This window comes from Streptomyces himastatinicus ATCC 53653 (genome assembly GCF_000158915.1).
GTDB lineage: Bacteria > Actinomycetota > Actinomycetes > Streptomycetales > Streptomycetaceae > Streptomyces > Streptomyces himastatinicus.
In genome coordinates this window covers 10,439,319-10,465,131 of the sequence record NZ_GG657754.1, presented here as the reverse complement: position 1 = coordinate 10,465,131, position 25,813 = coordinate 10,439,319, and the positions used below count along the sequence as shown (strand labels likewise).

The following is a 25,813-nucleotide window of genomic DNA, read 5'->3' as shown; positions in this document are numbered from 1 at the left end:
GACCTCCGGTCCTGAAGTCAGCCGCTCTTGTCCGGCGCCGGTGCGGTGGGGCCTTCGGGGCTGGCGCGGAGCATGGCCTGATAGAGGGCGTCGTGCTCGGGCGAGTCGGGCAGGGGGCCACGGGCAGGGGCTTCGAAGGACTGGATCATCAGGGCGACGACACGCCGCCACGCATCCGGCGCGGCGTCGCCCGTGGCGTTCACGACACCGGCGTTGGCCATGTGCAGGAGCACCAGATCCGAGGGGTCGAAGTCCTCGCGCAGACGACCCGTCGCCTTGGCGCGCTTGATGAGCTTCAGCATGGCCTGGTACGCCTCGTCGCGGCGCTCCTCCAGCTCCTTGGCGGTGGGGAAGGTCATGGTCAGCACGTCGGCGAAGCCGTAATCGGCGGCCTGCATCGCACAGGCGGCCTCGACGTAGCCGACGAAACCGTGCCAGGGGTCGGGGTCGTCCAGGGCGACCGCGACCGCGTCGGCGTACGCGTCCATCCGGTCGGAGAAGACGGCGGCGACCAGCTCCTCCTTCGTGGGGAAACGGCGGAACATGGTGGCGATCCCCACCCCCGCCTCACGGGCCACGGAGGCCATCGAGGCGGTCAGCCCATCACGCCCGAACACCGTGCGCGCAGCGGCGATGATCCGCCCGCGGTTGCGCTCGGCGTCACTGCGCAGAGGCTGGGCGGCGGAGTCGTCGGAGTGTTGGGCGCCAGGGTTCATACGGCCACCCTAGCAATCGGATTGCCCTATCCAGTTATGCTGCCGATCCGGTCCCGTCGGGGCTGCCCTCATCGGTGCGGAAACGGGCGGACGCGCTTCGCGCCTACTGGGCCGAGGGCCTGCGGCGCATCCCGGACCTGCGCTTCGAGGTGGTCGGGTGAACGCCTCGTGGGCGCAGTCGTCGCCTGCACTCGTCGGAGCACCTCAAGTCGGCTCGCTCCGGAGTCGCGTGAAGGCGCCGGCGTGCGGGGAGGCGGAGGCGAGGGTGTAGGTGACGATGGTGAGGCCGGGGTCGGCGGGGATTTCGAGGGCGTCGTAGTCGAGGTCGAGGTCACCGACTGCGGGGTGGTGGAAGCGTTGTTGACCGCTGCGGTAGTACTCGACATCGTGCGCGTCCCAGCGCGTGGCGAACTCGCTGCTGTGGGCGGTGAGTTCGGCGATGAGGTCGGCGAGTTCGGTGTTGCCGGGCGTGCGGGCGGCCTCGGTGCGCAGGCTGCCGACCGCGTCGTGGGCGATGCCCTCCCAGTCGCGGTAGAAGCGTCGGGCTCGCGCGTCGCGGAAGACGAAGCGGGCCAGATTGGGCGGCTGCTCGGTGGTGTCGAGTGCCTCTTCGTACAGGGCGCGGGCGAGTTGGTTCGTGGCGAGGATGTCCAGGTGGGCGTTGCGTACGAAGGCGACGGCGCCGGTCATCGCGTCGAGGAGTTGCTGGAGGCTGTCGCGCACATGTGAGGCGCCGCCGTCGCGGTCGTGGGTGCGGTGGGGAACGTTGGCGGCACGGACGAGGGCGGCCAGGTGGGCGCGTTCGACGTCATCCAGGTGGAGGGCGGTGGCGAGGCTGTTGAGGATCTCCTCGGAGACGCCCCGGACATTGCCGCGTTCCAGGCGGGTGTAGTACTCGACGCTGATGGCGGCGAGCTGGGCGACCTCTGAGCGCCGCAGACCGCTGACCTGTCGGCGCCCGCCGTAGTCGGGCAGACCGGCCGCCTTCGGGGCCAGGCGGGCCCTGCGGCTGGTGAGGAAGTTACGGATGTCCTCGCGAACGCTGTCGGCCGGCACCGTTCCACCCTAGTGCACCCGATGGTGCGCGGAGGGTCCCTGCCAGTACCCCTCCTGACAAGAACTCCCAGGTCAAAGGGGGTGGGTGGTCCCTTGGACATGTGACCGGCCGAGCGGGTCCGGTCCTTGTCCCCTTGGAAGGAGCACGCACCGTCATGACCCTCACCGCTTCCTCGCACCGGTCGCCGGAGGCGGGCGCGCCCGAGACGGACCGGCACGCCACGGCGACGCTGGTGGCCGCCGTCCTCGGCTTTTTCGTGATCACCCTGGACGCGACGATCGTGAACGTCGTCCTGCCCTCGATCCGTGACGCGCTGGGCGGCGGCATCACCGGCCTTCAGTGGGTCGTCGACGGCTACACGATGATGTTCGCCGCCCTGCTGCTGTCGGCCGGTTCCCTGTCGGACCGGATCGGCGCGCGCAAGGCGTTCACCGGCGGCCTGGTCCTGTTCGTGGTCGCGTCCGTGGCGTGCGGGCTGACCCCGTCGCTACCGGTGCTGATCGCCGCCCGCGTGGTGCAGGGCATCGGTGCGGCCGTCACCATGCCGACCTCGATGGCGCTGGTGCGTCACGCGTTTCCCGACCCGGCCCGCCGGGCGCGCGCCGTGGGTGTGTGGGCGATGGGCGGCGCCGTGGCCGCAGCCGCGGGCCCGGTCCTCGGCGGTGTGCTGAGCCTCGTCTCCTGGCGGATGATCTTCTGGATCAACCTGCCGGTCAGCATCCTCACCCTGCTGCTGCTCGCCCGTGCCCCGCACTCGCCGACCCGTCCGGCACCGTTCGACTGGATCGGCCAGATCACCGCCATCCTCGCGATGGGCGGCCTCACCTTCGGGGCGATCGAAGCCGGAGCGGCCGGGTTCACCGCACCGCAGGTACTGATCTCCTTCGCGGTCGCCGTCGTGGCGCTGGCCGCGTTCATCACAGCGCAGGCCAAGGTGGCCCACCCGATGGTGCCCCTCACCCTGTTCCGGTCGCCGACGGTGGTCGTCGCCACCGGCATCGGATTCGCGTTCATGGTCGGCTTCTACGGACTGCCGTTCCTGTTCAGCCTCTCATTCCAGCAGCAGCACGGCCTGTCCGCGCCGGCCGCCGGGATCGCGTTCCTGCCGATGATGCTGCTCAGCGCCTGCCTGACCCCGTTCTCCGCCCGTATCGCCGAGCGCACCGGCCCGCGCGTGCCGGTCGTCGCCGGGCTGACGTTGATCGCGGTCGGATCGATCGCGCTGGCCGCGGTGCCGGCGTCGGTGCCGGTGTGGGTGACCGCTCTGCTGCTGATCCCCATCGGCCTGTCCGGGCCGCTGGTGATGCCGCCGACCACCGCGCTGCTGCTGGAGCACGTCGCCGCGCACCACACCGGCACCGCCAGCGGCGTGTTCAACACCAGTCGGCAGATCGGCGGCGCCCTCGCCGTCGCGGTCTTCGGCGCGCTGCTGTCCGACTCGGCCGGTTTCGAGCATGGCCTGCGCCTCAGCCTCCTCCTGGCCGCCGCCGTGGCCTTGGCCGCGGCGCTGGCCGCCTCCCGCATGGGCGCCACCCGACGCGGCGACACGTGATCGCCAGGACCGCTCATCCGTCCTGTTGGCCGCGGGACGCCGGTCACCCGGTGGGCTGGTCGGCTTCGGTCGCGGCCCAGGCGGCCAGGAGTTGCAGGGTGTCGTGATCGGGTGTGCCAGGGGCGGCGCTGTAGGCGGTGAGGGTCAGGCCGGGCTGGGCGGGCAGTTCCATGGCGTCGAAGTCGAAGGTGATCACGCCGATGGCGGGGTGGCGGAAGGACTTGCGGCCGGTGTGGTGAAGGCGGACGTTGTGCTTGGCCCAGGCGGTGCGGAACTCCTCGCTGCGGGTGACGAGTTCGCCGATCAGGCCGGTCAGCTCACTGTCGTGCGGGGCGCGTCCGGCCTCGGTGCGCAGCAGGGCGACGGTGGTGTTCACGGACTCCTCCCACTGGGGGAAGAAGTCCCGGCCCCCTGGCAGGAGGAACTGGGAGCGGGCGATGTTCGCCGTCCGCGCGCTCGGGTCGGGGAAGAGCGGCGCGTACAGGGCGCGGCCGAGGGTGTTGGTGGCGAGGATGTCCAGGCGGCCGTTGCGGATGAAGGCCGGCGAGCCGGTCATCGAGTGCAGCACGCGCAGAACGCTGTCCGGGAGCGGGCCACGGGCGCGCCGGGAGCGGCGGGCGGGACGCTTGGCGGCGGCGCGGGCCAGGTCGAAGAGGTGGGCACGTTCGGCGTCGTCCAATTGCAGGGCGCCTGCGACGGCGTCGAGGACTTCCTCGGAGGCACCGGCGATGCGGCCGCGCTCCAGGCGGACGTAGTAGTCGATGCTGACCCCTGCGAGCAGGGCGACCTCTTCGCGCCGCAGGCCGGGCACACGCCGGTTGCCGCCGAAGGCGGGCAGCCCGGCCTGCTGCGGAGTGATCTTGGCGCGGCGAGAGGCCAGGAACTCGCGGATGTCGCTCTCGGTACTCACGCCTTCCAGGCTAGGCCGGGTGGCCTCCACGTGGGGGGCTCTGTCAGTACCCGTAACGGCAAACCCTCCCCCACCACGATGAGCTGCGGTTTCCTCGATAACGGCAGCCGATGACGCTCCCATCCCCCCTCTCGTTTCGATCAAGGAGTTGCCCCTCATGCCGACGCAGTCCGCACCCGCGGAGCTGGCCGAGATCGCGCCGAAGCTCGTCGAGCTCACCAACGAGGTCCTCTTCGGTGATGTCTGGGAACGGCCCGGACTGTCGCCGCGCGACCGGAGTCTGGTGACGGTGAGCGTGCTGGCCGCCCTCTACCGCGGCGAGCAACTCGGCTACCACCTGGGCGTCGCCCTCGACAACGGCCTGAGTGTCCAGGAGCTGTCCGAGGCGATCACGCACCTGGCCTTCTACGCGGGCTGGCCCAACGCCATGACGGCGATCACCCAGCTGAAGAAGATCGCCGACGAGCGCTCCTGACCGGTGCAGCCACCGGTACCGAACCTTCCCCTCCTGACCCGATCAAGGAAAGCTGTCGTGGAACACATCACTGAGACCGCCACCATCAAGGCTCCGGCCGAGCGCTTCACCGGCGACGTCTACCTCAACCCGATCGAGGCGCCTTCCGACCCGGCCCGTCTGTCCTCCGCCCTGGTGCGTTTCACCCCCGGGGCCCGCACCAACTGGCACTCCCACGCCAAGGGCCAGGTCCTGTACATCACCGATGGCGTCGGTCTGGTGGGCACACGCGACGGCCACGTGGCGCGCGTGAGCGCGGGCGAGACGGTGAAGTGCCCGGCGGGCGAAGAGCACTGGCACGGTGCCACCGACACCACCCTCCTGGCCCACATCGCCATGGTCGTCGGCGACGAAAGCGGCGACGGCACCACCTGGCTGGAGCCCGTCACCGACGAGCAGTACACGGCGGCCCTCGCCACCGTCGGCCGCTGAGCCAGAACCAAGGGGGGACAAAACTCTCCCTGCCACAGGCATGACGCCTGATGCCAGACTCATGGACGGCCGCGGCAGTGAGGCGCGCGGTCTCCAGGGCCCGCGGCGACGACGATCCCTCCCTGCCGTGCCGCTCTGTACGGGCCGATCCGTTCGTGATGCGAAGGCTTAGGTATGTCAACCGAATGCCCTGAATCCGCTGTTGGACTCCCCACCCGGCGTACCTTCGTCGCCACCAGTACGGCGGTCGGTGGTGCAGTCGTCGCGGGTGGCGTGGTCGGAGGGTCGTTGCTCGTCGGCTCCGGGGATGCGGTCGCCGCGGGACCGGCGCCCTCCAGCCCTGTCTCCCTGACGGTCAACGGCCGGCCCCGGACCGTGACGGTGGACAACCGCACGTCGCTGCTGGATCTGCTGCGCGAGCACTTCGGCCTGACCGGGTCGAAGAAGGGCTGCAACGCCGGTGCCTGTGGGGCGTGCACGGTGCTGGTCGACGGACGCCGGGTCAACTCCTGCCTGACGCTGGCCGTGCGGCTGGAGGGCGCCGAGGTCACCACGATCGAGGGCCTGGCCGACGGCGACCAGTTGCATCCCTTGCAGCAGGCGTTCATCGACGAGGACGCTTTCCAGTGCGGTTACTGCACCCCTGGTCAGATCGTGTCCGGCGTCGGGTGCATCCGGGAGGGGCACACCGGTTCGCCGGAGGAGATCCGTGAGTGGATGAGCGGCAACATCTGCCGCTGCGGCTGCTACGTGAAGATCGTGCGCGCGGTCCAGCAGACCGCGGGCCGGAAGTGAGGCCGGGCCGCCATGCATCCCTTCTCCTACACCCGCGTCTCCGACACCGGGGAAGCCCTCGACGCCGGTCACCGCGGTGGGCGTTACATCGCCGGTGGCACCACCCTGGTCGACCTGATGCGCGAGACCGTCGAACGCCCTGAGGTCCTCGTCGACATCAGCGGTCTGCCGTTGGACGAGGTCACCGTCACCGAACGCGGGGGCTTGCGTATCGGCGCCTTGGTGACCATGGCCGAGGCCGCGGCGCATCCCAAGGTACGCACGCTGTATCCCATCATCTCGCAGGCGCTGGAGCTGAGCGCGTCGGCCCAGCTGCGGAACATGGCGACCATCGGCGGCAACGTCATGCAGCGCACCCGGTGCACGTACTTCCGTGATGTGACCGCCGACTGCAACAAGCGTGCGTCCGGCTCGGGTTGTGCCGCCCGGGAGGGCTTCAACCGCACGCACGCGATCCTCGGCGCCTCCGACCACTGCGTGGCCACCCATCCCTCCGACGTCGCCGTGGCGTTCGCGGCACTGGACGCGCGGGTGCGTCTGACGGGGCCGGACGGGGAGCGTCAGGTCCCCTTCGCCGACTTCCTGCTACGGCCCGGCAACACCCCGCAGCGCGAACAATCCTTGCGGAAGGGTGAGTTGATCACGGCGGTCGAGATCCCGGCGCATCCGCGCCCGCTCACCTCGGGCTATCTGAAGGTGCGTGACCGGCAGTCCTATGAGTTCGCCTTGACCTCGGCAGCGATCGCCCTGCACATCCGGGGCGGGGTGATCCGTGAAGCGAAGGTCGCCGCCGGTGGCGTGGGGACCGTGCCGTGGAAGCTGCCCGCGGTCGAGCGTCACCTCGTCGGTGAACGCCCCTCCGCGCCACTGTGGGCGGCGGCCGCCGAGCGCGCGGCGGTCGGAGCCCGTCCGCTGAAGCACAACCGGTTCAAGGTCGAGCTGCTGAAGCGGACCGTCGAACGCCAGCTGCGCATCGTAGGAGGTACGAAGTGAGCCCGCAGCCGCAGGCAGCCGTGGGTGCGCCGCTGTCCCGGGTGGACGGCCGCCTCAAGGTCACCGGGAAGGTGCTGTACGCCGCCGAGCACGAGGTCGACGGTGCCATGCACGCCGTCATCGTCGACGCCTCCGTCGGACGCGGCCGTATCACCTCGATCCGCACCCGCGATGCCGAGGCCCAGCCGGGCGTCCTGAAGGTGATCCACCACCGCAACGCCCCGAAGCTGCCGTACCGCGACAACTCCGGCTCCAACAATCCGCCCGGCGGCCGTCGGCTGCGGGTCTTCCAGGACGACCGGGTGCTCTTCCACGGCCAGCCGGTCGCCGTCGTGGTCGCCACCACCCTGGAGGCCGCACAGCACGCCGCGAGCCTGGTCCAGGTCGGCTACGACGCCGAGCGGCCCTCGACCGACTTCACCGAGGCCGAGCCGGGCGGTCCGACGAACTACGCGCGCGGCGACGCGGAAGCCGGCCTGCGCTCCGCCGCCGTACGGCTGGAGGATCATGTCCGGCGAGATGAACGAGCAGCCCGATGGAGTCGCACGCCACCATCGCCCGCTGGGACGGCGGCAAGCTCACCGTGTGGGACAAGACGCAGTGGGTGGTGGGCACGCAGACCGAGCTCTCCACGGTGTTCGACCTGCCCATGGACTCCGTCCGCGTCATCTCTCCCTTCGTCGGCGGGGCCTTCGGGAGCGGGCTGCGCTGCTGGCCCCACGTGGTCGTCGCCGCGCTGGCCGCCCGGGAGACGGGCCGTCCGGTCAAGCTGGTCCTGAGCCGCAGGCAGATGTACTTCGGGATCGGCTTCCGGCCCTCCTACGCGTACCGGCTGCGGCTGGGCAGCGACCGGCGTGGGCGGCTGTCCGCCGCGGTCCACGACATCGACGCCGAGACCTCCTCGTACGAGACGTTCACCGAGGCGGTCCTGCCCGCGGGGCAGATGCTCTACAGCATGCCCAACGTGAGCCAGGCGTACCGAACGGTGCCGCTGGACGTGAACACCCCGATCTGGATGCGCGGCCCCGGCTTCGCCACGGCATCGTTCGTGATCGAGTCGGCCATGGACGAACTCGCGGACAGGCTCGGCATCGATCCCGTAGAGCTGCGCCGGCGCAACGAACCGGCGGAGGACGAGTCGTCCGGGTTGCCGTTCTCCACCCGCCGGCTACGCGAGTGCTACAGCGTCGGCGCCCGCGAGTTCGGCTGGCACCGCCGCGCTTCCCGGCCGCGCTCCCGCCGTGAGGGCGACTGGCTGATCGGCCTGGGCATGGCCGCGGGCGTCTACGACACCGCACGCAACACCGCCAAGGCCCGGGTACGTCTGGACGCGGACGGAACCGCCGTGGTCGAGGCCGCCTCCAGCGACATGGGGCCGGGCACCTACACCTCCCAGACCCAGGTCGCCGCCGACGCCCTCGGACTCACGATGCGCACCGTCACCTTCCGGCTCGGCGACTCCCTGTACCCACCGACCCCGCCGCACGGCGGCTCGCAGACCATGGCGAGCGTCGGCTCCGCCGTCCTCGACGGCTGCGACCAGGTGCGACGCCAGGCCATCTCGCTGGCCATCGAGGACCGTGAGTCGCCGCTGTACGGGGTGGCCGCCGACGACATCGTCGTCCGTGGCGGCAGGCTGCACGTGAAGGACAACCCCACGCGCGGCGAGACCTACCGGACCCTGCTGACCCGCAACACCCGCACCCACCTCGAATCTCTCGGCTCCTTCACCGGACCGTCAGGATCGCAGCGGCACTCCTTCTACGCCTACAACGCGACCTTCGCCGAGGTGGCGGTCGACGCGACGCTCGGGCTGGTGCGGGTGCGGCGGATGCTGGGGGTGTACGACGCGGGCCGCATCATCAGCCCCAAGCTCGCCGAGAGCCAGGCGATCGGCGGCATCGTGGGCGGTATCGGCACGGCCCTGCTGGAACACACCGTCACCGACCACCGCGACGGCCGGATCGTCAACGCCAACCTCGCCGACTACCTCGTCCCCGTCAACGCCGACGTCCCCGACGTCCGGGCGATCTACCTGGACGGCGAGGACCGCGAAGCCGACCCACTCGGCGTCAAGGGCCTCGGGGAGGTCGTCCACGTCGGCGTTGCACCCGCCATCGCCAACGCGGTGTACAACGCCACCGGCCGCCGCGTCCGCCAACTGCCCATCACCGCCGAGGCGCTGCTCTGACCGGACGCAGGCCCCTGGGTCAGGACGCGGAGGCCGGCAGATCCTGCTCGGCGGCCCAGGAAGCGAGGATGCGCAGCCGCTCATGGGTGGGGGAACCGGGCGGGGCAGTCCACACGGTCAGATGCTGATCGGGGTCGGTGTTGGCGGTCAGTGTGTCCCAGTCCAGCACGAGCTCGCCCACGACCGGATGGTTCAGTGTCTTCGTGCCCACCGTGCGGGCGGCGACGCGGTGATCGCCCCACCACTGGGCGAACTGTTTGTCCCGCATGGACAGTTCACCGACCAGCTCGATCAACCGGGGGTCTTCGGGGTACTGCGCGGCCTCCATCCGTAGCTGGGTCACGGCGATGTGGGCGGAGCCCTCCCAGTCGGCGTACAGGGTGCGCATCGCCGGATCGGTGAAGATGATCCGCGGGTAGTTGCGGTGCTTTTCCGGGATGCGGGAGAAGTCGGTGACCAGCGCGGCGGCCAGCGCGTTCCAGGCGAGGATGTCGCCGCGCCGGCCCTGCACGATGGCCGGGGTGGCGGTGAGGTCGTCCAGGACCCGCTGAAGCTGCGGCTGGACCTTCTGCCTGCCGCGGCGCCGGGTACGTGTGGTGGGTTTTCCCGCGAGCTGGAAGAGGTAGCCCCGCTCGTCGTCGTCCAGGTGCAGTACCCGGGCCAGGACGTCCAGGACCGGCGCCGACGCCTGCATGCGGCCCTGTTCGAGACGGGTGTAGTAGTCGGTGCTGATGCTGGCGAGCTGGGCGACTTCCTCACGGCGCAGCCCTGCCACCCGGCGGGGGCGGCCGGTCTCGGGCAGGCCCACCGTGCGCGGGCTCAGCTCGGAGCGGCGCTTCTTGAGGAATTCTCCCAGCTCATTGAGGGGGACGTTGCCGGTCATGCTTCCCAGCATGTCACCGATCCCACCCTGGGAAGGGGGGAGGATTTACTCCCAGGATGTTCCCCTCCCGGGATGGTTTTCTCCGCTTTTCGCGTCTGCCGTCGTCTGTGAGGCTCGACCGCGCGCAGCCGTTCGTCCTCGTTCCGGTTGCCGTGCACACCAACCCCAGCACCGAAAGAAGCACCCTCATGCGCGGAGCAGTCATCCACGCCCCCGGCGACGTGCGTTTCGAAACCCTGGACGACCCGAAGATCGTCCACCCGACCGACGCGGTCATCCGCACGGTCGCCACCTGCGTGTGCGGCTCGGACCTGTGGCCCTACCGCGGTCTGGAGCCGATCGGCGACCCTCACCCGATGGGGCATGAGTACGTCGGCGTCGTCGAGGAGGTCGGCAGCGAGGTCACCTCCGTCACGCCGGGCCAGTTCGTCGTGGGTTCGTTCGCCACCTCCGACAACACCTGCGCGAACTGCCGCGGCGGCTGGCAGTCCAGCTGTCTGCACCGCGAGTTCATGAGCACCTGTCAGGCCGACTACGTCCGCATCCCCAACGCCCAGGGCACTCTTGTCGCCACCGACGGCCACCCGGACGGCGAGTTCGTGCCGGGCCTGCTCGCCGTCTCCGACGTGATGGGCACCGGCTGGTACGCCGCCCTCGCCGCCGAGGTCAAGCCGGGCTCCACGGCCGTCGTGGTCGGCGACGGAGCGGTCGGCCTGTGCGGTGTCATCGCCGCGAAGGAACTCGGCGCCGAGCGGATCATCGCCATGAGCCGCCACGCCTCGCGGCAGAAGCTCGCCCTCGAATTCGGCGCCACCGACATCGTCACCGAACGCGGTGACGAAGGTGTCGCCCAGGTCAAGGACCTCACCGCGGGCCTCGGCGCGGACTCGGTCCTGGAGTGCGTCGGCACCCCCGAGGCCATGCGGCAGGCCCTGCACACCGCCCGTCCCGGCGGCAACGTCGGCTTCGTCGGCGTTCCCCACGAGGTGGCGGTCGACGGGCAGGAGCTGTTCTTCTCCCACGTCGGCCTGCGTGGCGGACCCGCTCCCGTGCGGCGTTACCTGCCAGAGTTGATCGATCTGGTCCTCTCCGGCCGGATCGACCCCGGGAAGGTCTTCGACCTCACCCTCCCCCTGGAGCAGGTCGCCGAGGGCTACCAGGCGATGGACGAGCGCCGCGCCATCAAGACCCTTCTCAAGCCCTGATCCACACGCCCCGCCGGTGGGGCCGGGCACCCACCGCACCGTCCGCAGGAACACCGCCATGAACATCCGGCTCGCCAGCGCCGACCACGCACATATTCAGACATCGGCGCAGCACTGACTCCGCTTTCGACGGGAGAACACAGCATGAACCCCACCTATGACTTCAGCGGTCAGGTCGCCCTCGTCACCGGAGCGGGTTCCGGCATGGGTCTGGCCACCGCCCGCGCCTTCGCCGAAGCGGGGGCCGCCATCGCCCTCACCGACATCGACGAAGCCGCTCTGAACGCGGCCGCGAGGGAACTCACCGACGAAGGACACCGCGTCCTCGCCCTCCCCTGCGACGTCAGCGACGAGGGCCAGGTCGCCGCCGCGGTCGACCGCACCGTCGAGACCTTCGGCCGCCTCGACATGGCCTACAACAACGCCGGAATCCAGATCCCGCCCAGCGACGCCGCCGACGAACCCGCCGAGCGGTTCGACCGCGTCAACGCCATCAACCTCCGCGGTGTGTGGGCCGCCATGAAGCACGAGCTGCGCCACATGCGCGCACAAGGCAGCGGCGCCATCGTCAACTGCTCCTCCCTCGGCGGCCTCGTCGGCATCCCCGGACGCGCCTCCTACCACGCCTCCAAGCACGGGGTCATCGGCCTGACCACCAGTGCCGCTCTCGAATACGCCCCGCGCGGCATCCGTATCAACGCCGTCTGCCCCGGCACCATCGACACCCCCATGGTCAGCGACATGATCACTAAGGGAGAGCTGGACCGCGCCGAGGCCGAAGCCAACCAGCCCATCAACCGGCTCGGCACCGCAGACGAAATCGCCCAGGCCGTGCTGTGGCTGTGCAGCCCCGGAGCCGGTTTCGTCGTCGGCGTCGCCCTCCCCGTCGACGGCGGCTACGTCGCCCGATAGCGACCGCCGAGGAGCCGTGCGCGCGGTCAGCCGAGTGGAACGCCCGTGTGGTTCTCCAAGGTCTGGATGAGGCGAGCCTGGAACTCTTCGTCCTGCGCGGCGGGGTGCGGTGTCTGCGTCTGCTGGTGGTACCAGTAGCCGCCAGTACTCGGGGCCACGTCGGGGTGGGTGGCGAGCCACACCTGTGTCCGGTGTCCGGCGGTGAGGTCGTCCGGTGCGCCGCGACCGCCCATGCGGGTGGGCACCCACCCGGGGTCGACCGCGTGGCTGGAGGTTCCTTCCCAGCGGGACGCGAGGGCGAGCGCGAGGGTGGTGACCCATAGCTTGGTGTCGTCGTACGAGGCGGGGCCCGCCGCCAGACGTCGCAGATCGGTGGAGCCGGTGCGATGCATGGAGCTGCTGAGATAGATGAGCCTGGCCGGCTTGTCCATCAGGGCCGTCAGCACATAGGGCGCCACCGTGTTGACGGTGGCCACTTCCGGGCGGTGCATGACGCCCGCGTTGTGGATGACGGCGTCGAAGCGACCGAACTCGGCGGCCTGCCGGGCAACGCCACGGATGTCGTCCGGCTCGGCGAGGTCCCCGGTGACGACGCCTTTCCACCAAGCGGTGGCATCCGCGTCGGTGAGACTGGCCGGGTTGCGGACATGGATGACCACGTCGTGCCCGTCTTCGGCCAACGCCTTCGCCGTGTTGCGCCCGAGCCCGCTGGACGCACCCGTCACCAGGACCAGTGCCATGTCAGTCATCTCCTGTCTGTGGGGATGGGGCGATGAACCCTATAGCCCTCTGCTGCTTCGTCGAGGCGCTGTGCTCGCGGGTGCGCTGAGCCGTACCGTGATCGCATGGAACAGCGCATCACGTTGGTCACGCTGGGGGTGTCCGATCTCGCCCGGGCCAAGGGCTTCTACGAGGCCCTGGGCTGGCGGGGGCAGGAGGTCGAGGAGACCGTGTTCTTCCAGGCGGGCGGCCTGGGGGTGGTCCTGTGGGGTCGCGACAAGCTGGCGCGGGACTGCGGGCTGGAGCCCGGGGCGGCGGCCGGGTTCGGCGGGATCGCCCTGGCGCACAACGTACGGTCCGAGGCGGAGGTCGACGCTCTGCTGGCGGTGGTGGAGCGGGCCGGTGGGACGATCACCAAGCCCGCGGCCGTCAACGCCATCGGCTTCTACTCCAGCGCCTTCACCGACCCGGACGGCCACGCCTGGGAGGTCGCGTACAACCCCGGGTTCCCGCTCGCCGAGGACGGCTCGGTCACCCTTCCCGATTTCTAGTCCGCATTTCTAGTCCGCGTCGTCCACGTAGCGCAGCACTCCCATCATGTGCCGCTCGTCGGCCTCCCCCGCGTCCGGACCGGTCGCGACGCAGTCGGTCAGCCGCTTGGTGAGGGTGTCGGCGTCGATGCCGGTGCCGATCATGACCAGCTGGGTGGTGCGGGGTTCCCCGCGCTCCCAGGGCACCGGCTGGAACCGGAGGTACGCGCCGACGGCGTGCAGTCCGTACTTCCGCTGCGGGTCGGCGCCCGCGAAGTGGACGAAGCCCTTGAGGCGGTAGAGGCCCGCGGGCCGGGCGTCGACGAATTCCATGAACCGGCGCGGGTCCAGCGGCTCGGCCGAGGTGAATTCGACGCTCTCGTAAGCGGCATGCAGATGGCGGCTGTGGTCGTCGTGCTCGTCGGTGCACACATCGGCGAAGGACAGCTGCCGGAAGCGCTCTTCGGGGGTGTCCCGGGGCTCGTGGTCGAAGAGGAGGCCGGGGTCGACGCGGCCGTGCTCGGCGGTGAGGACGGGCAGCCCCGGGGCGATCTCGGCGACGGTGTCCAGGACGCGCTGCCGCTCCTCCTCCCCCACCCGGTCGGTCTTGTTGAGCACGATCAGGTCGGCGTCGCGCACATGGCGGTCCAGCTCGGGGTGGCGGTCGCGGGTGCTCGCGAACTCGGCGGCGTCCACGACCTCCACCAGGCCGCCGTAGCGGATGCGCTCGTTGCCGCTGGACAGCAGCGTACGGATCATGCTCTGCGGTTCGGCCAGGCCGCTCGCCTCGATCACGACCACGTCGATGCGCAGCTCCGGATCGGTGAGCCGGTCGAGCATCTCGTCCATTTCGGAGGCGTCCGCGGCGCAGCACAGACAGCCGTTCTCGATGGGGATCATCGAGTCGACCTGTCCGGCGACGGCCATGGCGTCGATGTTGATGCTGCCGAAGTCGTTGACGATGACCCCGATCCGGGTGTCCACGCTGTCGCGCATCAGATGGTTGAGCATCGTGGTTTTTCCGGAACCCAGGAAACCCGTGATGAGAAGGACCGGGATCCGTTGTGTGGCCAAGGCTCTGTCTCCGTGCGGCGGTGCGGGCGGGCCGTTCATGCTATCCGGACGACGGCCCGGGGCGGATCTCGGCCATCGGCGAGCGGGGTGACATGGCGTCAGTTTCGGTGGCGCCGCCCCGCTTCTGCCCGCTACCAGGTCGGCATCAAGGCCACAAGGCATACCTTTCCGCGCGGACGCACTCTAGTGGGATCCTGGCCAACTTGCGCCCGTCGTCCGTCTTCCGTGTGCGCCGCGCAGGTCCTTAAGCTCTCAAGCAAGCGAGAAGGCTGATGACCACGTGCCACACGATGCGCATGTGACCTGGTCGGCGGCGGCCTGATCTCCTCACCGACGTGCCACCTCCGCACCTCATACGGCTCATCACTTTCACCCTCACCTCCGCACCTGGGCCTGTCGTGCCCGCACCCGGCTCCATCAGCCGAACGATGACCGACTTGTCGAACGAGAGTGGGCGACATATGCGGATACACACCCTGCATCACGACGCACGACCGGATTGGCCCGCCGATCCCCTCCGGCACCTCTCCGGCATGGACCGGCGGCTGTTCCAGCGGTTCGGCCAAGGGCCGGTGACCACGCCGCCCTGGTCCCTGATCCACCAGACCATCGAGCGGCACGCCACCGCGTCCCCGCTCGCCGTCGCGGCCGAGCACCTCGGCGAGACGATCACGTACGGGGAGCTGGACCGGCAGGCCGGGCGGCTGGCGGCGCGGCTCGCCCGGCTGGGCGTACGCCCCGGTGACCACGTCGCGCTGTTCGTCCGGCGCTCCATCCCCATGCTCGTCGGGCTGCTGGCGACCCTGAAAGCGGGCGCGGCCTATGTGCCGCAGGACGCGGGCCTGGCGCCCCCGGCCCAGCTCGGCCACGTCATCCGTACGGCGTCGACCCGGGTGATCCTGACGACGTCCGGCTACGCGGACCGCATACCGGCGCCGCCCGGCCACACCGTCGTCCCGATCGACACCGCGATGGCCGAACCCTTCGACGGCGAGGGGACCGGATGCCCCTTCGCCCCCGCCCGGCCCGTGACACCGGACGACGGCTGCTACGTACTCTTCACCTCCGGCACCACGGGAGCGCCCAACGGGGTCACCGTCACCCATCGCAATGTGTGCAACCTCCTGCTCACCGAGCCGGGTGACCTGGGAATGCGGCCCGGGATGCGGGTGTCCCAGATCCTCAACGTGGCCTTCGACATGGCCGCGTGGGAGATCCTCGGCTGCCTGAGCCACGGCGCCACCCTGGTCATCCGCGGCGCCGACATCGCCGAGACCGTACGCCGGGTGGACGTGGTCATCGCGACCCCCACCGTGCTCAGCGCGGTCGAACCGGAGCTGTGCGGGCGTATCAAGGTCGCGGCCGTCGCCGGGGAGCCGTGTCCGCGCGCGCTCGCCGACCGCTGGGCCCGGGTCTGCACCTTCTACAACGCGTGCGGGCCGACCGAGACCACCATCGTCAACACCATGCAGCGCCATGACCCGGCGGCGCTGCGGCTGACCATCGGACGGCCGACCCCCAACAACACCGTGTACGTCCTGGACGCCGAGCGGCGCCCGTGTGCCATCGGCGAGACCGGCGAGATGTGGGCCGGTGGCGACTGCGTGTCCGCCGGCTATCTGCACAATCCACGGCTCACCGCGGAACGGTACGCCCCCGACCCGTTCCTCGGCGGCGGGCGGCTGATGTTCCGCACCCGCGACCTGGGCCGCTGGACGCCCGATGGCGAGCTGGAGCATCTGGGACGCACCGACGACCAGGTCAAGGTGCGGGGGTTCCGCGTCGAACTGGACTCCGTATCGGCCGTCCTCGAAGCGGTCCCCGGCTGCGTCCGCGCGGTGACGCTCAAGCTGGACGACCGCAGTCTGGTGTCCTTCGCCGCCCCGCTGCGGGTCGACCCCGAGACGGCGCGGCAGGCCGTGGCCCGGGCCCTCCCCTACTACTGCGTTCCGGTGGCCGTCCACACCCTCCCCGCGCTGCCGCTCACCAGCCGCGGAAAGGTCGACAAGCCGGCGCTGCTGCGGCTGGCCGCCGAGCGCCGCACGGCCGGTGAGGTGGCGTCGTGACCACACCCCGCATCGTGACCACACCCCGCGCCGAAGCGCCGCCGCGCGCCGCGGACCTGCCGCTGCCGCCCCGGACACCGGGGGTACGCGGGCTGCTGAAGCATCCGCGCCTGATGCACTACAACCGGCTCATCGCCCTGGTCCTCGCCGTCAACCTGGCGTTCCTGCTGTCCCGTTCGGGCGATGGCCTGACGCCTCGTACGCTCTCCGACGCGGCGCTCGTCAACTTCGCGGTCGCCATCGTCATCCGCCAGCAGTACGTCATCAATCTGCTCTTCCGCATCGCCACCGCGGCGCCCACCAGCTGGCCGCTGAGGATCCGGTGGACGCTGGCGAAGGTCTACCACTTCGGAGGGGTGCACGTCGGCGGCGCCCTCGCGGGCACGGTCTGGTTCCTCGCCCTGGTGGCCTCGCTGACCCGGCACGCCGCCCCGGCCGCGACGCTCGCCGTCTCGTACGCCCTGGTCGTCCTGCTGATCGGGATCACGGCCACGGCGCTGCCGCCCTTCCGGGCGCGGTGCCACGACCATTTCGAGAGGACACATCGCTTCGGCGGCTGGGCGGCGCTCGTGCTCTTCTGGGCGCAGACCGTGCTGACCACGCTCGACGCGCCCGGCGACGGGTCGGCCGCCGGGCGGCTGCTGGCGGCGCCGGGCGTGTGGGTGCTGGCCGTGATCACCTTCAGTGTGGCGCTGCCGTGGCTGCGGCTGCGCCGGGTACGGGTGGCCGTCGAACGCCCCTCCGCCCATGTGGCGCTCGCCCGGTTCAACCATGGGGTGACGCCCTTCGCCGGGTCCTCGACGGCGATCAGCCGCAGCCCGCTGCGGGAGTGGCATTCGTTCGCCAATGTGCCCGCGCCCGGCGAGTCGGGGTTCCGGCTCACCATCTCCCGCGCCGGGGACTGGACGGGGAAGTTCATCGACGACGCACCGTCCCGGGTGTGGGTGAAGGGCATCACCACCGCGGGCGTGGCCAACATCGAGACGCTGTTCCGCAAGGTGGTCTACGTGGCCACCGGCAGTGGCATCGGTCCCTGCCTCCCCCACCTGCTGGCCCAGGAGGTCCCGGCGCGGCTGGTGTGGGCGACCCGCAGCCCCCGTACGACCTACGGCGACGGCCTGGTGGACGAGATCCTGGCCGTTCAGCCCGACGCGGTCATCTGGGACACCTCCGAACACGGCAAGCCCGACATGGTCCGGCTCGCCCACGCCGCGTACGCGGACTTCGGGGCCGAGGCCGTCATCTGCATCTCCAACAAGAAGCTCACCTGGCAGGTGGTCCACGGCCTGGAGTGCCGCGGGATCCCCGCGTACGGCGCCATCTGGGACTCGTGAACCGGCCCCCGGAAAGGGAGACACCGTGAACTTCATCAAGATCGAGCGACAGGAGCGCGTCGTCACCGTGACGCTGCACCGCCCCGAGGTGCTCAACGCGCTCAGCAGCGGGCTGCTGGCCGAACTGGTCGAGGCGCTGCGGCCGCTGGACCGCGACCCCGGGACCGGCTGCTTCGTGATCACCGGTTCGGAGCGGGCATTCGCGGCGGGCGCCGACATCAAGGAGATGGAGCCCAAGACGTCCGTCGAGATGTTCGCCGAGGACTACTTCGCGGGCTGGGACGCCTTCGCCGCGCTGCGCACCCCCAAGATCGCGGCGGTGTCCGGCTATGCCCTGGGCGGCGGCTGCGAGCTGGCGATGATGTGCGACATCATCCTGGCCGGAGAATCGGCCACGTTCGGTCAGCCGGAGATCAAACTGGGCGTGATCCCGGGCATCGGCGGCACCCAGCGGCTGACGAAACTGGTCGGAAAGGCCAAGGCGATGGACCTGATCCTGACCGGGCGCACCATGGGCGCCCAAGAGGCGGAGCGCGCCGGGCTGGTCTCCCGGGTGGTCCCCGACGACCGGCTGACGGCGGAGGCGGCGGCCATGGCCGCGACCGTCGCCTCGTACGGAAAACCGGCCGCCATGGCGGCGCGCGAGGCGGTGGAACGGGCGCTGGAGGTGGGACTGCGCGAGGGGCTGCTCTTCGAACGGCGCACCTTCCACGCCCTGTTCGCCACCGAGGACCAGTCCGAGGGGATGGCCGCGTTCCGTGAGAAGCGCGCTCCGCGTTTCACCGGCCGCTGAGGCGCACCCGTCCCCGCTCCCGGTGCCGGAAGCCCGGGAGCGGGGACGGGAAGCGCCCGGTCAGGGAATCTCGACGCCCGCCTCGGCGGACAGCCGGTCGATCTCGGCCAGCTCGGCGTCGCTGAAGCCGGGCGAGTCCAGGACCGCGATGTTCTGCTCCAGCTGGGCGACGCTGCTCGCGCCGATCAGCACGGAGACCACCCGCGGGTCCCGCAGCACCCAGGCGAGCGCCAGCTGGGCGAGGGTCTGGCCACGCTCCCCGGCGATCTTGTTGAGGGCGTGCAGCAGCGCCAGCCGCTCCTCGGTGAGCGCGTCGCGCTTGAGGAAGTGGCCGAGCGCCATGCGGGAGTCCGCGGGCACACCGTTCAGGTAGCGGTCGGTGAGCTGGCCTTGCGCGAGCGGCGAGAAGGCGATGACACCGGCACCGGCCGCGGCGGAGGCCTCCAGCACCCCGCCCTCGACCCCGCGCTGGAGCATCGAGTACGGATGCTGGTTGATCAGGTACGGGGTGCGCAGCTCCCTCAGGATCGCGGCCGCCTCGGCGATGGCCTCCGGCGGGTAGTTCGACAGCCCGGCGTACAGGGCCTTGCCCTGCCGTACGGCGCTGTCGAGCGCGCCCATCGTCTCTTCGAGCGGGGTGTCCGGGTCGAAACGGTGGGAGTAGAACACGTCGACGTAGTCCAGGCCCATGCGGGTCAGCGACTGGTCGAGGCTGGACAGCATGTACTTGCGCGAGCCCCACTCGCCGTACGGCCCGGGCCACATCAGGTATCCGGCCTTGCTCGCGATGAACAGCTCGTCGCGGTAGGGGCGGAAGTCCTGGGCGAAGACCGTGCCGAAGTTGCTCTCGGCGCTGCCGGGCGGTGGCCCGTAGTTGTTGGCCAGGTCGATGTGGGTGACGCCGAGGTCGAAGGCGCGGCGCAGCACGGCGCGCTGGGTTTCGAGCGGATGGGTGTCGCCGAAGTTGTGCCATAGGCCGAGCGAGACCTTCGGCAGCAGCACACCGCTGCGCCCGCAGCGCTGGTACTGCATGGAGTCGTAGCGGTTCTCCGCCGCGAGGTGGGCCATGTACGTCGTCCTTGTCCATGCCGATCGGTTCGGGGGCGGGCAGGCCGTGGCCCGCCCGCCCGAGCTTGTCAGCTTTCTGCCAGGGTGGCGACCTCATTCGCGCTGAGTGTCCGGCCGTACACGCGGAAGTCGTCGAACGCGGCCTTGAGGTACGGGTCCGGGTACTGCGACTTGCCGAGGTAGGCCGCGCGGATGTGGTTGCCGAAGTGGACCGGCTCGACGGTGACGCGGGTGTTGCGGCCGACCTCGCGCCCGCCGACGTAGAGGACGGCGGTGCCGCTGCCGTAGGCGACGGCGACATGGGTCCACTGGCCGGTGGGCAGCGGCGCGGCCTCGATGCGCTGCTCGGCGCCGCCGCCGCCCGCGGTGATGGCGAAGCGCAGCTTCCCGGAGTCGGCGATCGGGGTGAGGAACATGTTGGCGGTCACGCCGGTGCCGATGTCGAAGATCCGGGTCCACTGGGCGGGGGTGCCGTCCAGCCGGACCCAGGTGGCGACCGTGTACGCGGTGGCGCCCGCGAGGAGGTCGTCGGCGAGGGTCACGTACCCATTGCTGCCGCTCAAAGCGACGGCGCCGCCGCTCCGGCCCGTGGTCCAGGTGGCGCCGCCGGTGAGCCGGGCGGTCTTGCCGCGGCCGGTGGCGTCGGCGGCGGTGGTGCCGGAGGTCTCGTCGAAGCGGTACCAGGCGGCGAAGGCGGGCGGCGGGGTGGGCGGCTGCCCGGTGAGCCAATAGACGTTGTAGCGCTGGTGGTGGACGCGGGCGATGGGCAGCAGGGTGACGCTCTGCCCGTCCGCGGTGGCGGTGAAGCGCATCGGGCTGGTGGCCTGCTGGACCACGGAGTCCTGCTTGAGGCGCGACATGGTCATGCCGGTGACGGTGCCGTACGCCCCGGCCAGCACGACGGGCCCGTACAGCACGGCCTGGATGTCGGGATCGTCTGGGGTGGGGTCGAGCCGCAGCTTCATCGGCAGGGTCACCTCGACCCGGTCGCCGGTCTTCCACTGCCGGTCGATGATCAGCCAGCTGCCGGGTTTCGGCTGGTCGGGGAGGGTGGCGCCATTGAGGGCGGCGCGGGCCCCGGAGGCCCACGAGGGGATCCGGACGCGCAGTTCCAGGGAGGCCCCGCCGGAGCTGACGGTGAGGGTGGTGGTCTGCTGATCGGGGAAGCCGGTGGTCTGGCGCCAGGTGATGCCCTTCTCCTGCCAGCGCAGCTCGGAGGGGATGAAGAGGTTCACCAGGAGGCTGCGGTCGCCGCGGGTGTAGATGGTGTCGGCGAACTTGGCGTGGGTCTCCATGCCGCTGCCGTGGTCGCAGGAGAAGTTGTCGTAGTCGGTGGAGTACTGGTTCGGGTCGGGGCCCATGAAGGACGGCTGCTGTTTGAAGGAGCCGGGGGCGAGGCCCGTGTAGTAAATGTTGAAGCCGTGGGCGGAGTCGGGGTCCTGTTCGCCGAGCATCTGGTTGAAAAGGGTGCGCTCGTAGTAGTCGAGCAGGTCGGTGCGTTCGGGCGCGTGGAAGTGGATCAGCCGGGCGAGCTTGAGCATGTTGTACGAATTGCAGTTCTCGCAGCAGCTGCCGCTGAGCTGGGCGGCGATGGCGTCGGGTTCGTGGAAGGCCTCGCCGTTGCTGTTGCCACCGATGACGTAGGTGTGGTGGTCGGTGACGATCTTCCAGAAGTTCTCGCCGATGGTGCGGTAGCGGCTGTCCAGCCCCTCTTCCCACAGCCGCAGGGCGCCGACCATCTTGGGAATCTGGGTGTTGGCGTGGAGTCCGGCGAGCCGGTCCTCGTTCCGGCTGAGCGGATCGAAGACGCGGGCGTGGGTGAAGCGCTCGGCGACCCTCAGCCACCGGCTGTCGCCGGTGATCGCGTGGAGGTCGGCGAGGACGTCGTTCATGCCGCCGTACTCGGTCTCCAGGACGCGCTGCATCTGGTCGTAGCTGAGCCGCGCCGTGCGGGTGTCGACCCAGGCGGCCTGCCGCAGCACGGTCTCCAGGGCCTCGGCGTTGCCCGCGAGCCGGTACTGGTCGACCAGTCCGGCCATGATCTTGTGGATGGTGTAGTACGGGGCCCAGACCCCGCTGCCGGCCTCCAGCCGGTCGAAGAAGTTCTCCGGGAACGCCGACAGATAGCCCGTCCGGTAGCCGGCCGCCGGGGATTTGGCCTGGCAGGCGGCGAGCGCGGAGACCAGTTTGCGGCTCTTGTCGAGGAGCGCGGTGTCTCCGGTGTTGGCGTAGGTCAGGGCGAGGCCGGACAGGAGGTGGCCGGTGCTGTGGCCGCGCAGTTCGGTGGTCGGGCTCTCCCAGCCGCCGCAGGGCTGGGCGCTGCTGGCGATGCCGACGTTGAGGCGGAAGGTGTGCAGCAGCCGGTTGATGTCGACGAAGCGCAGATAGGCGGTGTTGCGGGACTGGTTGTCCTTGAAGGCGCCGGGGAGCAGGGTCACGGCGGTGAGCGGGAAGGGCTGGACGCGCGTCAGCGCCCGGGGCTTCCGCGGGGCCGCGGCCGGGGCGGCGCCGGGCGTGACCGCCGCCGCGGTGCCACCGGCGGCCGCGGTGAGCACCACGGCCGCGGCCCCGGAGGCGGTGGTGGCGATGAAGTGCCGTCTGTCGACTGGTTCGTTCATGACTCTCCTCACGGAGGTTCGAAATTACGAACAATGTCCGACATCGTGCGCACGTGAAGCTACCGGCGCCTCCGGGGATGTCAACAGCCCTGCACCGAGGAGAAGTTCAGCCGCGCAGCCACTGCTGGTTGGCGCCGCCCGTGCAACTCCACTGGATGACGGCGGCCTTGTCCGCCGTGGAGGAGTCGGCCACGTCCAGGCATTTGCCGCTGGAACGGGCGGCGAGCCGGACGTAGCCGCTGCCCGCGTCCGTGACCTGCCACTGCTGGTTCGCGCCCGTACCGCAGGCCGACTGGACGACCGCCGCGCCGTCGGCGGTGGAGCCACCGGCCACGGTGAGGCACTGGGAGCTGTGCCGTGCGATCAGCTGGACGTACCCGCCGCCCGTGCTCCTGGACCAGAACAGCTGGTTGCCGCCGCCGTTGCAGGTGTACTGCACGGCCGCGGTGCCGTCGGTCTGCGCGGCGGAGAGGATGTCGGCGCACTTGCCGCTGTGCCGGGCCTTCAGCGGGGTGTACGGGCCGCCGGAGCCGGTCACGGTGCCCGCCGCGGTGTCGATGGTCAGCTGCGGATACCAGTCCATGGTCATGGTGGTCGCGGTGGGGAAGTTCAGCGGCAGCCACACATAACGCGAGTCGTTGACCTTGCCGCCGAAGGAGTTGCCCCAGCGGTCGCCCAGGTAGAGGTACGAGGTCGCCCGGTCGCCCTGCACCGGCAGGACATACGCGGTCTGCGAGCCGTACGCGGTGGCGTCGCCCACGTTGCGCATCGCGCTCCAGGGACCGGCCAGGCTGGTGGCGGTGGCGTACTGCTGCTGGTTGGGGTTCCAGCCGGTGGCGCCGGAGGTCAGCATGAAGTACACGTTGCCGCGCTTGAAGAGGGCCGGGGCCTCACGGTGGCCGCCGGGCCAGGGGTTGCCCACCAGGCTCGCCACCCCGGTGTAGTCGTCGGTCAGCCGGTAGATGTGCAGGTCGTAGTTCTCCCGGGCGGCCGAGATCATGTAGCCGGTGCCGTCGCTGTCCTTGAACAGGGTGATGTCGCGCGACATGTGCTGGTCCAGCGGGCGGAAGCTGCCCCGCCAGGTGTAGTCGCCGTCGACGGTGGCGGAGGTGGCGACGGCGGCGCGCGCCTCGCTGTAGTCGCTGCCGTTCTCCTTGTGCATCCACATCACGAACTGCTTGGTGCGCTCGTTGTAGATGACCTTGGGCCGTTCGATGTTGGCGGTGGCCAGCTCGGGATCCGTGGCCTCGGTGAGGACGTGGCGGCGGAACTCCCAGCTCTTGAGGTCCGTCGAGCGGTAGGCGGACACATAGCGGAAGGTGTTGTCCGGGTTGCGGTTCCTCGCCGAACCAGTAGTAGTACGCGCCCGAACCTTTGATGACTCCGCCGCCGTGCGCGTGCACCGCCTCTCCCGATGTGGTGGTGAACTGCGTCGCGTTGACGATGGTGGCGGGGGCCGCCTGCGCCGCACCGGCGCCCGCCAGCGGGGCCAGCAGCCCGAGAACGGCGGCCACGACGAGGGCCCACAGACGTCCGCGCATCACACGCTCTCCTTCAGGACGGTGAAGTGGCGGGCGAAGCCGGAGAGCCCCGGCAACTGCCGGATGGGGGTCCAGGTCCGGAAACCGTCGAGGCTGTCGCTGTAGTAGTACTTCTTCTCGGCGTAGCCGTCGAAGTAGATCCGCCAGCCGCCGCCTGCCAGGGGCACCAGCGCCGGTCCCTCCCGCCAGCTGCCCCAGCCCGCCCAGTCACCGGTGCCGCGAAGGGTGTAGGGGCCGCCGAGGCTGGTGGCGGTCGCGTACTCGATGTACTTCGTCGTCTCCTGCTTGGTGAAGGCGTGGTACTGCCCGCCGTGGCGGACCACGAAGGTGTCGATGTAGTTCGCCTTGTCCAGGCCGGTGAGCGGCTTCGGGGTGGTCCAGGACGAGAGCGAGGCGTTGGTGGCGGTGAGCAGATGCGGCCGGAAGATGTAATCCGGGGTGGCGGTGGTGTCGAGCGACACGATGATGTTGACGCTGCCGTTCGCGTCGACGAAGAACTCGGGCGCCCAGGTGCGCTCGACCCCGGCGAGCGGCAGCGTGTGGTTGCGGACGAAGGTCCAGTTGACCCGGTCCCGGCTGCGCGCGAAACCGATCGTGTTCCCGGTCCAGTTGGTCGTGTAGACGATGTAGTAGTAGCCGTCGGTGTGCTTGATGATGCTGGGGTCGCGGATCAGCTCCGAAGGCGGGGTGAACGCCGGCCCCTTGAGCAGCGTGTAGGTGAGCGCGTCCGCCGACTCGTACACGTACATGTTGGATTCGCTGCTGTTGGTGAAGGCGGTCATGGTGTAGCGGGTGGCGGCCGTGGTGTCCGGGGCGGGCCCGTCGGCCACGGGGATGCCGAAGTCCGGGGTGCCGTCGGCCTTCCAGCCGAGGGTCTGGACGCGGGTGTGCCGGTTGGGGTCGTTGAGCGGGTCGCCGGTGATGTCCTTGTACTGGCGGGCGTGGTAGACGAGGACAGTGGTGCGGCCGTCCTCGGCGACGGTGAAGGAGTTGTGGCCCGGGCCGTACTGCTTGGTGGTGTCGTTGCTGGTGAAGACCGGCTGGGGGCTCTTCTTCCAGGAGGCGGCGGACAGTGGGTCGCTGTCCGCGGAGGCGGTGAGGAGCCCCATGCAGTAGTTGGCGTCGGTGGCGCTGGCGGAGTAGGTGAGGAACAGCCGGCCGTTCTTCGACAGGACGGACGGGCCCTCGTTGACCTTGTAGCCGCGGGTCTCCCAGTCGTAGGTGGGGCGGGAGATCTCCACCTGCGGCCCGGTGATGGTCCAGGGGTTGGCCATCTTGGCGATGTAGATGCTGGAGTTGTTGCCGACGTCCGGGTTGCTCTGGGCCCAGAGGAGATAGCGGGTCCCGCGGTGGACGAAGGTGGTGGCGTCCAGCGAGAACGAGTCGATGGGGGTGGCGATGCGGCCCTTCTCGGTCCAGGTCCCGGTGAAGGGGTTGGCGCTCGCGTTCTCCAGCACCCACATCCGGATCTTCCAGACGTCGTTCGCGGGCGCGGACGCGAAGTAGACGTACCACTTCCCGTCGATGAAGTGGATTTCCGGAGCCCAGATGTGGGCGCCCATGTCGCCGCTGGTGTGCTTCTTCCAGATCACCGACTCGGAAGCGGTGGCGAGGCCACCGAGGGTTCTGGAGCGGCGCAGGATGATGCGGTCGTACTCCGGGGCGGTGGCGGTGAAGTAGTAGTAGCCGTCGGTGTGCTTGAAGATGTGCGGATCGGCGCGGTTGCGGACCAGCGGATTGACGTACCGGGCGGCCCTGGCGGCCGTCTCCCGTGCGGAGGGGGTGGCGGCCTCGGCCAAGCCGGGGGTTCCTGCCACCGCTCCCAGGGCCAGGGCACCCATCAGGACCCGTCTGCGGCTGGGCTGTCCGTCACTGCGGCTCATCGTCGCTCTCCTGCTGTGGGCATGCG

Annotated in this window: 20 protein-coding genes and 2 pseudogenes; 12 read left to right on the top strand and 10 right to left on the bottom strand. The window is 70.2% G+C overall.

What is annotated here, in order from left to right; all coding sequences use genetic code 11:
• Window positions 1-17: 17 nt before the first annotated feature.
• Both SSOG_RS44000 and SSOG_RS43995 read right to left on the bottom strand, forming a co-directional pair.
• Window positions 18-716 (bottom strand): TetR/AcrR family transcriptional regulator, encoded by a 699-nt coding sequence (locus tag SSOG_RS44000; protein WP_009720802.1) that lies wholly within the window; start codon window positions 714-716, stop codon window positions 18-20.
• A gap of 204 nt (window positions 717-920) precedes the next feature.
• Complete coding sequence (locus SSOG_RS43995; protein ID WP_009720801.1) at window positions 921-1,772, bottom strand: helix-turn-helix transcriptional regulator; 852 nt, start codon at window positions 1,770-1,772, stop codon at window positions 921-923.
• Between the two features lie 155 nt (window positions 1,773-1,927).
• Between SSOG_RS43995 and SSOG_RS43990 the strand changes: the two genes are divergently transcribed.
• Entirely contained in the window at window positions 1,928-3,325 is a 1,398-nt protein-coding gene (locus SSOG_RS43990; protein WP_050800198.1) for an MFS transporter, read from the top strand.
• A gap of 43 nt (window positions 3,326-3,368) precedes the next feature.
• Here SSOG_RS43990 and SSOG_RS43985 read toward each other — a convergent pair whose 3' ends face one another.
• Window positions 3,369-4,235, bottom strand: coding sequence for a helix-turn-helix transcriptional regulator (locus tag SSOG_RS43985; RefSeq protein WP_039940208.1), 867 nt, complete (start codon window positions 4,233-4,235; stop codon window positions 3,369-3,371).
• Window positions 4,236-4,392: 157 nt separating this feature from the next.
• Between SSOG_RS43985 and SSOG_RS43980 the strand changes: the two genes are divergently transcribed.
• The 5 genes and pseudogenes from SSOG_RS43980 to SSOG_RS43960 all read left to right on the top strand — a co-directional run bounded on the left by SSOG_RS43980 (window position 4,393) and on the right by SSOG_RS43960 (window position 9,160).
• On the top strand, window positions 4,393-4,710 hold the full coding sequence (locus tag SSOG_RS43980) for a carboxymuconolactone decarboxylase family protein (protein ID WP_009720798.1): 318 nt from the start codon (window positions 4,393-4,395) through the stop codon (window positions 4,708-4,710).
• A gap of 57 nt (window positions 4,711-4,767) precedes the next feature.
• The gene (locus SSOG_RS43975; protein ID WP_039940207.1) at window positions 4,768-5,181 is read left to right on the top strand and encodes a (R)-mandelonitrile lyase; all 414 of its coding nucleotides are present in this window, start codon (window positions 4,768-4,770) and stop codon (window positions 5,179-5,181) included.
• A gap of 174 nt (window positions 5,182-5,355) precedes the next feature.
• A complete protein-coding gene (locus tag SSOG_RS43970) occupies window positions 5,356-5,976 on the top strand; it encodes a (2Fe-2S)-binding protein (RefSeq protein WP_009720796.1) in 621 nt (206 codons plus the stop codon).
• A 12-nt stretch (window positions 5,977-5,988) separates the two neighbouring features.
• On the top strand, window positions 5,989-6,969 hold the full coding sequence (locus tag SSOG_RS43965) for an FAD binding domain-containing protein (protein WP_009720795.1): 981 nt from the start codon (window positions 5,989-5,991) through the stop codon (window positions 6,967-6,969).
• Window positions 6,966-9,160 (top strand): annotated as a pseudogene (locus tag SSOG_RS43960) (xanthine dehydrogenase family protein molybdopterin-binding subunit). The gene SSOG_RS43965 and the pseudogene SSOG_RS43960 overlap by 4 nt, the downstream one beginning before the upstream one ends.
• Window positions 9,161-9,179: 19 nt before the next feature.
• Here SSOG_RS43960 and SSOG_RS43955 read toward each other — a convergent pair.
• Window positions 9,180-10,055 carry a helix-turn-helix domain-containing protein gene (locus SSOG_RS43955; RefSeq protein ID WP_078510545.1) on the bottom strand — a complete coding sequence of 292 codons (876 nt, stop codon included), beginning with the start codon at window positions 10,053-10,055 and terminating at the stop codon, window positions 9,180-9,182.
• Window positions 10,056-10,231: 176 nt separating this feature from the next.
• Here SSOG_RS43955 and SSOG_RS43950 point away from each other — a divergent pair, with 176 nt between their 5' ends.
• Window positions 10,232-11,248, top strand: coding sequence for a zinc-dependent alcohol dehydrogenase family protein (locus SSOG_RS43950; RefSeq protein WP_009720792.1), 1,017 nt, complete (start codon window positions 10,232-10,234; stop codon window positions 11,246-11,248).
• Between the two features lie 144 nt (window positions 11,249-11,392).
• The gene (locus SSOG_RS43945; RefSeq protein ID WP_009720791.1) at window positions 11,393-12,160 is read left to right on the top strand and encodes an SDR family NAD(P)-dependent oxidoreductase; all 768 of its coding nucleotides are present in this window, start codon (window positions 11,393-11,395) and stop codon (window positions 12,158-12,160) included.
• A gap of 26 nt (window positions 12,161-12,186) precedes the next feature.
• On the opposite strand, the gene SSOG_RS43940 is transcribed toward SSOG_RS43945, so the two are convergent.
• Entirely contained in the window at window positions 12,187-12,909 is a 723-nt protein-coding gene (locus tag SSOG_RS43940; protein WP_009720790.1) for an SDR family NAD(P)-dependent oxidoreductase, read from the bottom strand.
• 96 nt (window positions 12,910-13,005) lie between these two features.
• Between SSOG_RS43940 and SSOG_RS43935 the strand changes: the two genes are divergently transcribed.
• Window positions 13,006-13,431 (top strand): VOC family protein, encoded by a 426-nt coding sequence (locus SSOG_RS43935; RefSeq protein ID WP_009720789.1) that lies wholly within the window; start codon window positions 13,006-13,008, stop codon window positions 13,429-13,431.
• A gap of 9 nt (window positions 13,432-13,440) precedes the next feature.
• On the opposite strand, the gene SSOG_RS43930 is transcribed toward SSOG_RS43935, so the two are convergent.
• Complete coding sequence (locus SSOG_RS43930) at window positions 13,441-14,484, bottom strand: CobW family GTP-binding protein (RefSeq protein ID WP_039940202.1); 1,044 nt, start codon at window positions 14,482-14,484, stop codon at window positions 13,441-13,443.
• 461 nt (window positions 14,485-14,945) lie between these two features.
• On the opposite strand from SSOG_RS43930, the gene SSOG_RS43925 reads away from it, so the two are divergent.
• Genes SSOG_RS43925 through SSOG_RS43915 form a run of 3 tightly spaced genes read left to right on the top strand, consistent with a single transcriptional unit; the run spans window position 14,946 to window position 18,677 of the window.
• Complete coding sequence (locus SSOG_RS43925) at window positions 14,946-16,550, top strand: amino acid adenylation domain-containing protein (RefSeq protein WP_050800197.1); 1,605 nt, start codon at window positions 14,946-14,948, stop codon at window positions 16,548-16,550.
• A complete protein-coding gene (locus tag SSOG_RS43920) occupies window positions 16,547-17,884 on the top strand; it encodes a ferredoxin reductase domain-containing protein (protein ID WP_009720786.1) in 1,338 nt (445 codons plus the stop codon). Before SSOG_RS43925 ends, SSOG_RS43920 begins: the two co-directional genes overlap by 4 nt.
• Before the next feature lie 25 nt (window positions 17,885-17,909).
• Window positions 17,910-18,677 carry an enoyl-CoA hydratase-related protein gene (locus SSOG_RS43915; RefSeq protein ID WP_009720785.1) on the top strand — a complete coding sequence of 256 codons (768 nt, stop codon included), beginning with the start codon at window positions 17,910-17,912 and terminating at the stop codon, window positions 18,675-18,677.
• Window positions 18,678-18,737: 60 nt separating this feature from the next.
• Here the strand turns inward: SSOG_RS43915 and SSOG_RS43910 are convergent, their stop codons facing one another.
• From SSOG_RS43910 to SSOG_RS58810, 4 genes and pseudogenes are all read right to left on the bottom strand, one after another.
• A complete protein-coding gene (locus SSOG_RS43910) occupies window positions 18,738-19,745 on the bottom strand; it encodes an aldo/keto reductase (protein ID WP_009720784.1) in 1,008 nt (335 codons plus the stop codon).
• Window positions 19,746-19,813: 68 nt separating this feature from the next.
• Complete coding sequence (locus SSOG_RS43905) at window positions 19,814-22,363, bottom strand: glycoside hydrolase family 127 protein (RefSeq protein WP_009720783.1); 2,550 nt, start codon at window positions 22,361-22,363, stop codon at window positions 19,814-19,816.
• Window positions 22,364-22,469: 106 nt separating this feature from the next.
• A pseudogene (locus tag SSOG_RS43900) lies at window positions 22,470-23,904 on the bottom strand (RICIN domain-containing protein).
• Window positions 23,904-25,787, bottom strand: a complete 1,884-nt coding sequence (locus SSOG_RS58810) for a family 43 glycosylhydrolase (protein WP_039940199.1) — start codon at window positions 25,785-25,787, stop codon at window positions 23,904-23,906. Before SSOG_RS58810 ends, SSOG_RS43900 begins: the two are co-directional and overlap by 1 nt.
• Window positions 25,788-25,813 lie beyond the last annotated feature (26 nt).

Bases quoted from the DNA above. Each gene is read 5' to 3' on its own strand.
- SSOG_RS43965 (WP_009720795.1), top strand. From the start codon at position 5,989: ATGCATCCCTTCTCCTACACCCGCGTCTCCGACACCGGGGAAGCCCTC.
- SSOG_RS43970 (WP_009720796.1), top strand. From the start codon at position 5,356: ATGTCAACCGAATGCCCTGAATCCGCTGTTGGACTCCCCACCCGGCGT.
- SSOG_RS43925 (WP_050800197.1), top strand. From the start codon at position 14,946: ATGCGGATACACACCCTGCATCACGACGCACGACCGGATTGGCCCGCC.
- SSOG_RS58810 (WP_039940199.1), bottom strand. From the start codon at position 25,787: ATGAGCCGCAGTGACGGACAGCCCAGCCGCAGACGGGTCCTGATGGGT.
- SSOG_RS43935 (WP_009720789.1), top strand. From the start codon at position 13,006: ATGGAACAGCGCATCACGTTGGTCACGCTGGGGGTGTCCGATCTCGCC.
- SSOG_RS43990 (WP_050800198.1), top strand. From the start codon at position 1,928: ATGACCCTCACCGCTTCCTCGCACCGGTCGCCGGAGGCGGGCGCGCCC.
- SSOG_RS43905 (WP_009720783.1), bottom strand. From the start codon at position 22,363: ATGAACGAACCAGTCGACAGACGGCACTTCATCGCCACCACCGCCTCC.
- SSOG_RS43955 (WP_078510545.1), bottom strand. From the start codon at position 10,055: ATGCTGGGAAGCATGACCGGCAACGTCCCCCTCAATGAGCTGGGAGAA.
- SSOG_RS43910 (WP_009720784.1), bottom strand. From the start codon at position 19,745: ATGGCCCACCTCGCGGCGGAGAACCGCTACGACTCCATGCAGTACCAG.
- SSOG_RS43940 (WP_009720790.1), bottom strand. From the start codon at position 12,909: ATGACTGACATGGCACTGGTCCTGGTGACGGGTGCGTCCAGCGGGCTC.
- SSOG_RS44000 (WP_009720802.1), bottom strand. From the start codon at position 716: ATGAACCCTGGCGCCCAACACTCCGACGACTCCGCCGCCCAGCCTCTG.
- SSOG_RS43980 (WP_009720798.1), top strand. From the start codon at position 4,393: ATGCCGACGCAGTCCGCACCCGCGGAGCTGGCCGAGATCGCGCCGAAG.
- SSOG_RS43945 (WP_009720791.1), top strand. From the start codon at position 11,393: ATGAACCCCACCTATGACTTCAGCGGTCAGGTCGCCCTCGTCACCGGA.
- SSOG_RS43950 (WP_009720792.1), top strand. From the start codon at position 10,232: ATGCGCGGAGCAGTCATCCACGCCCCCGGCGACGTGCGTTTCGAAACC.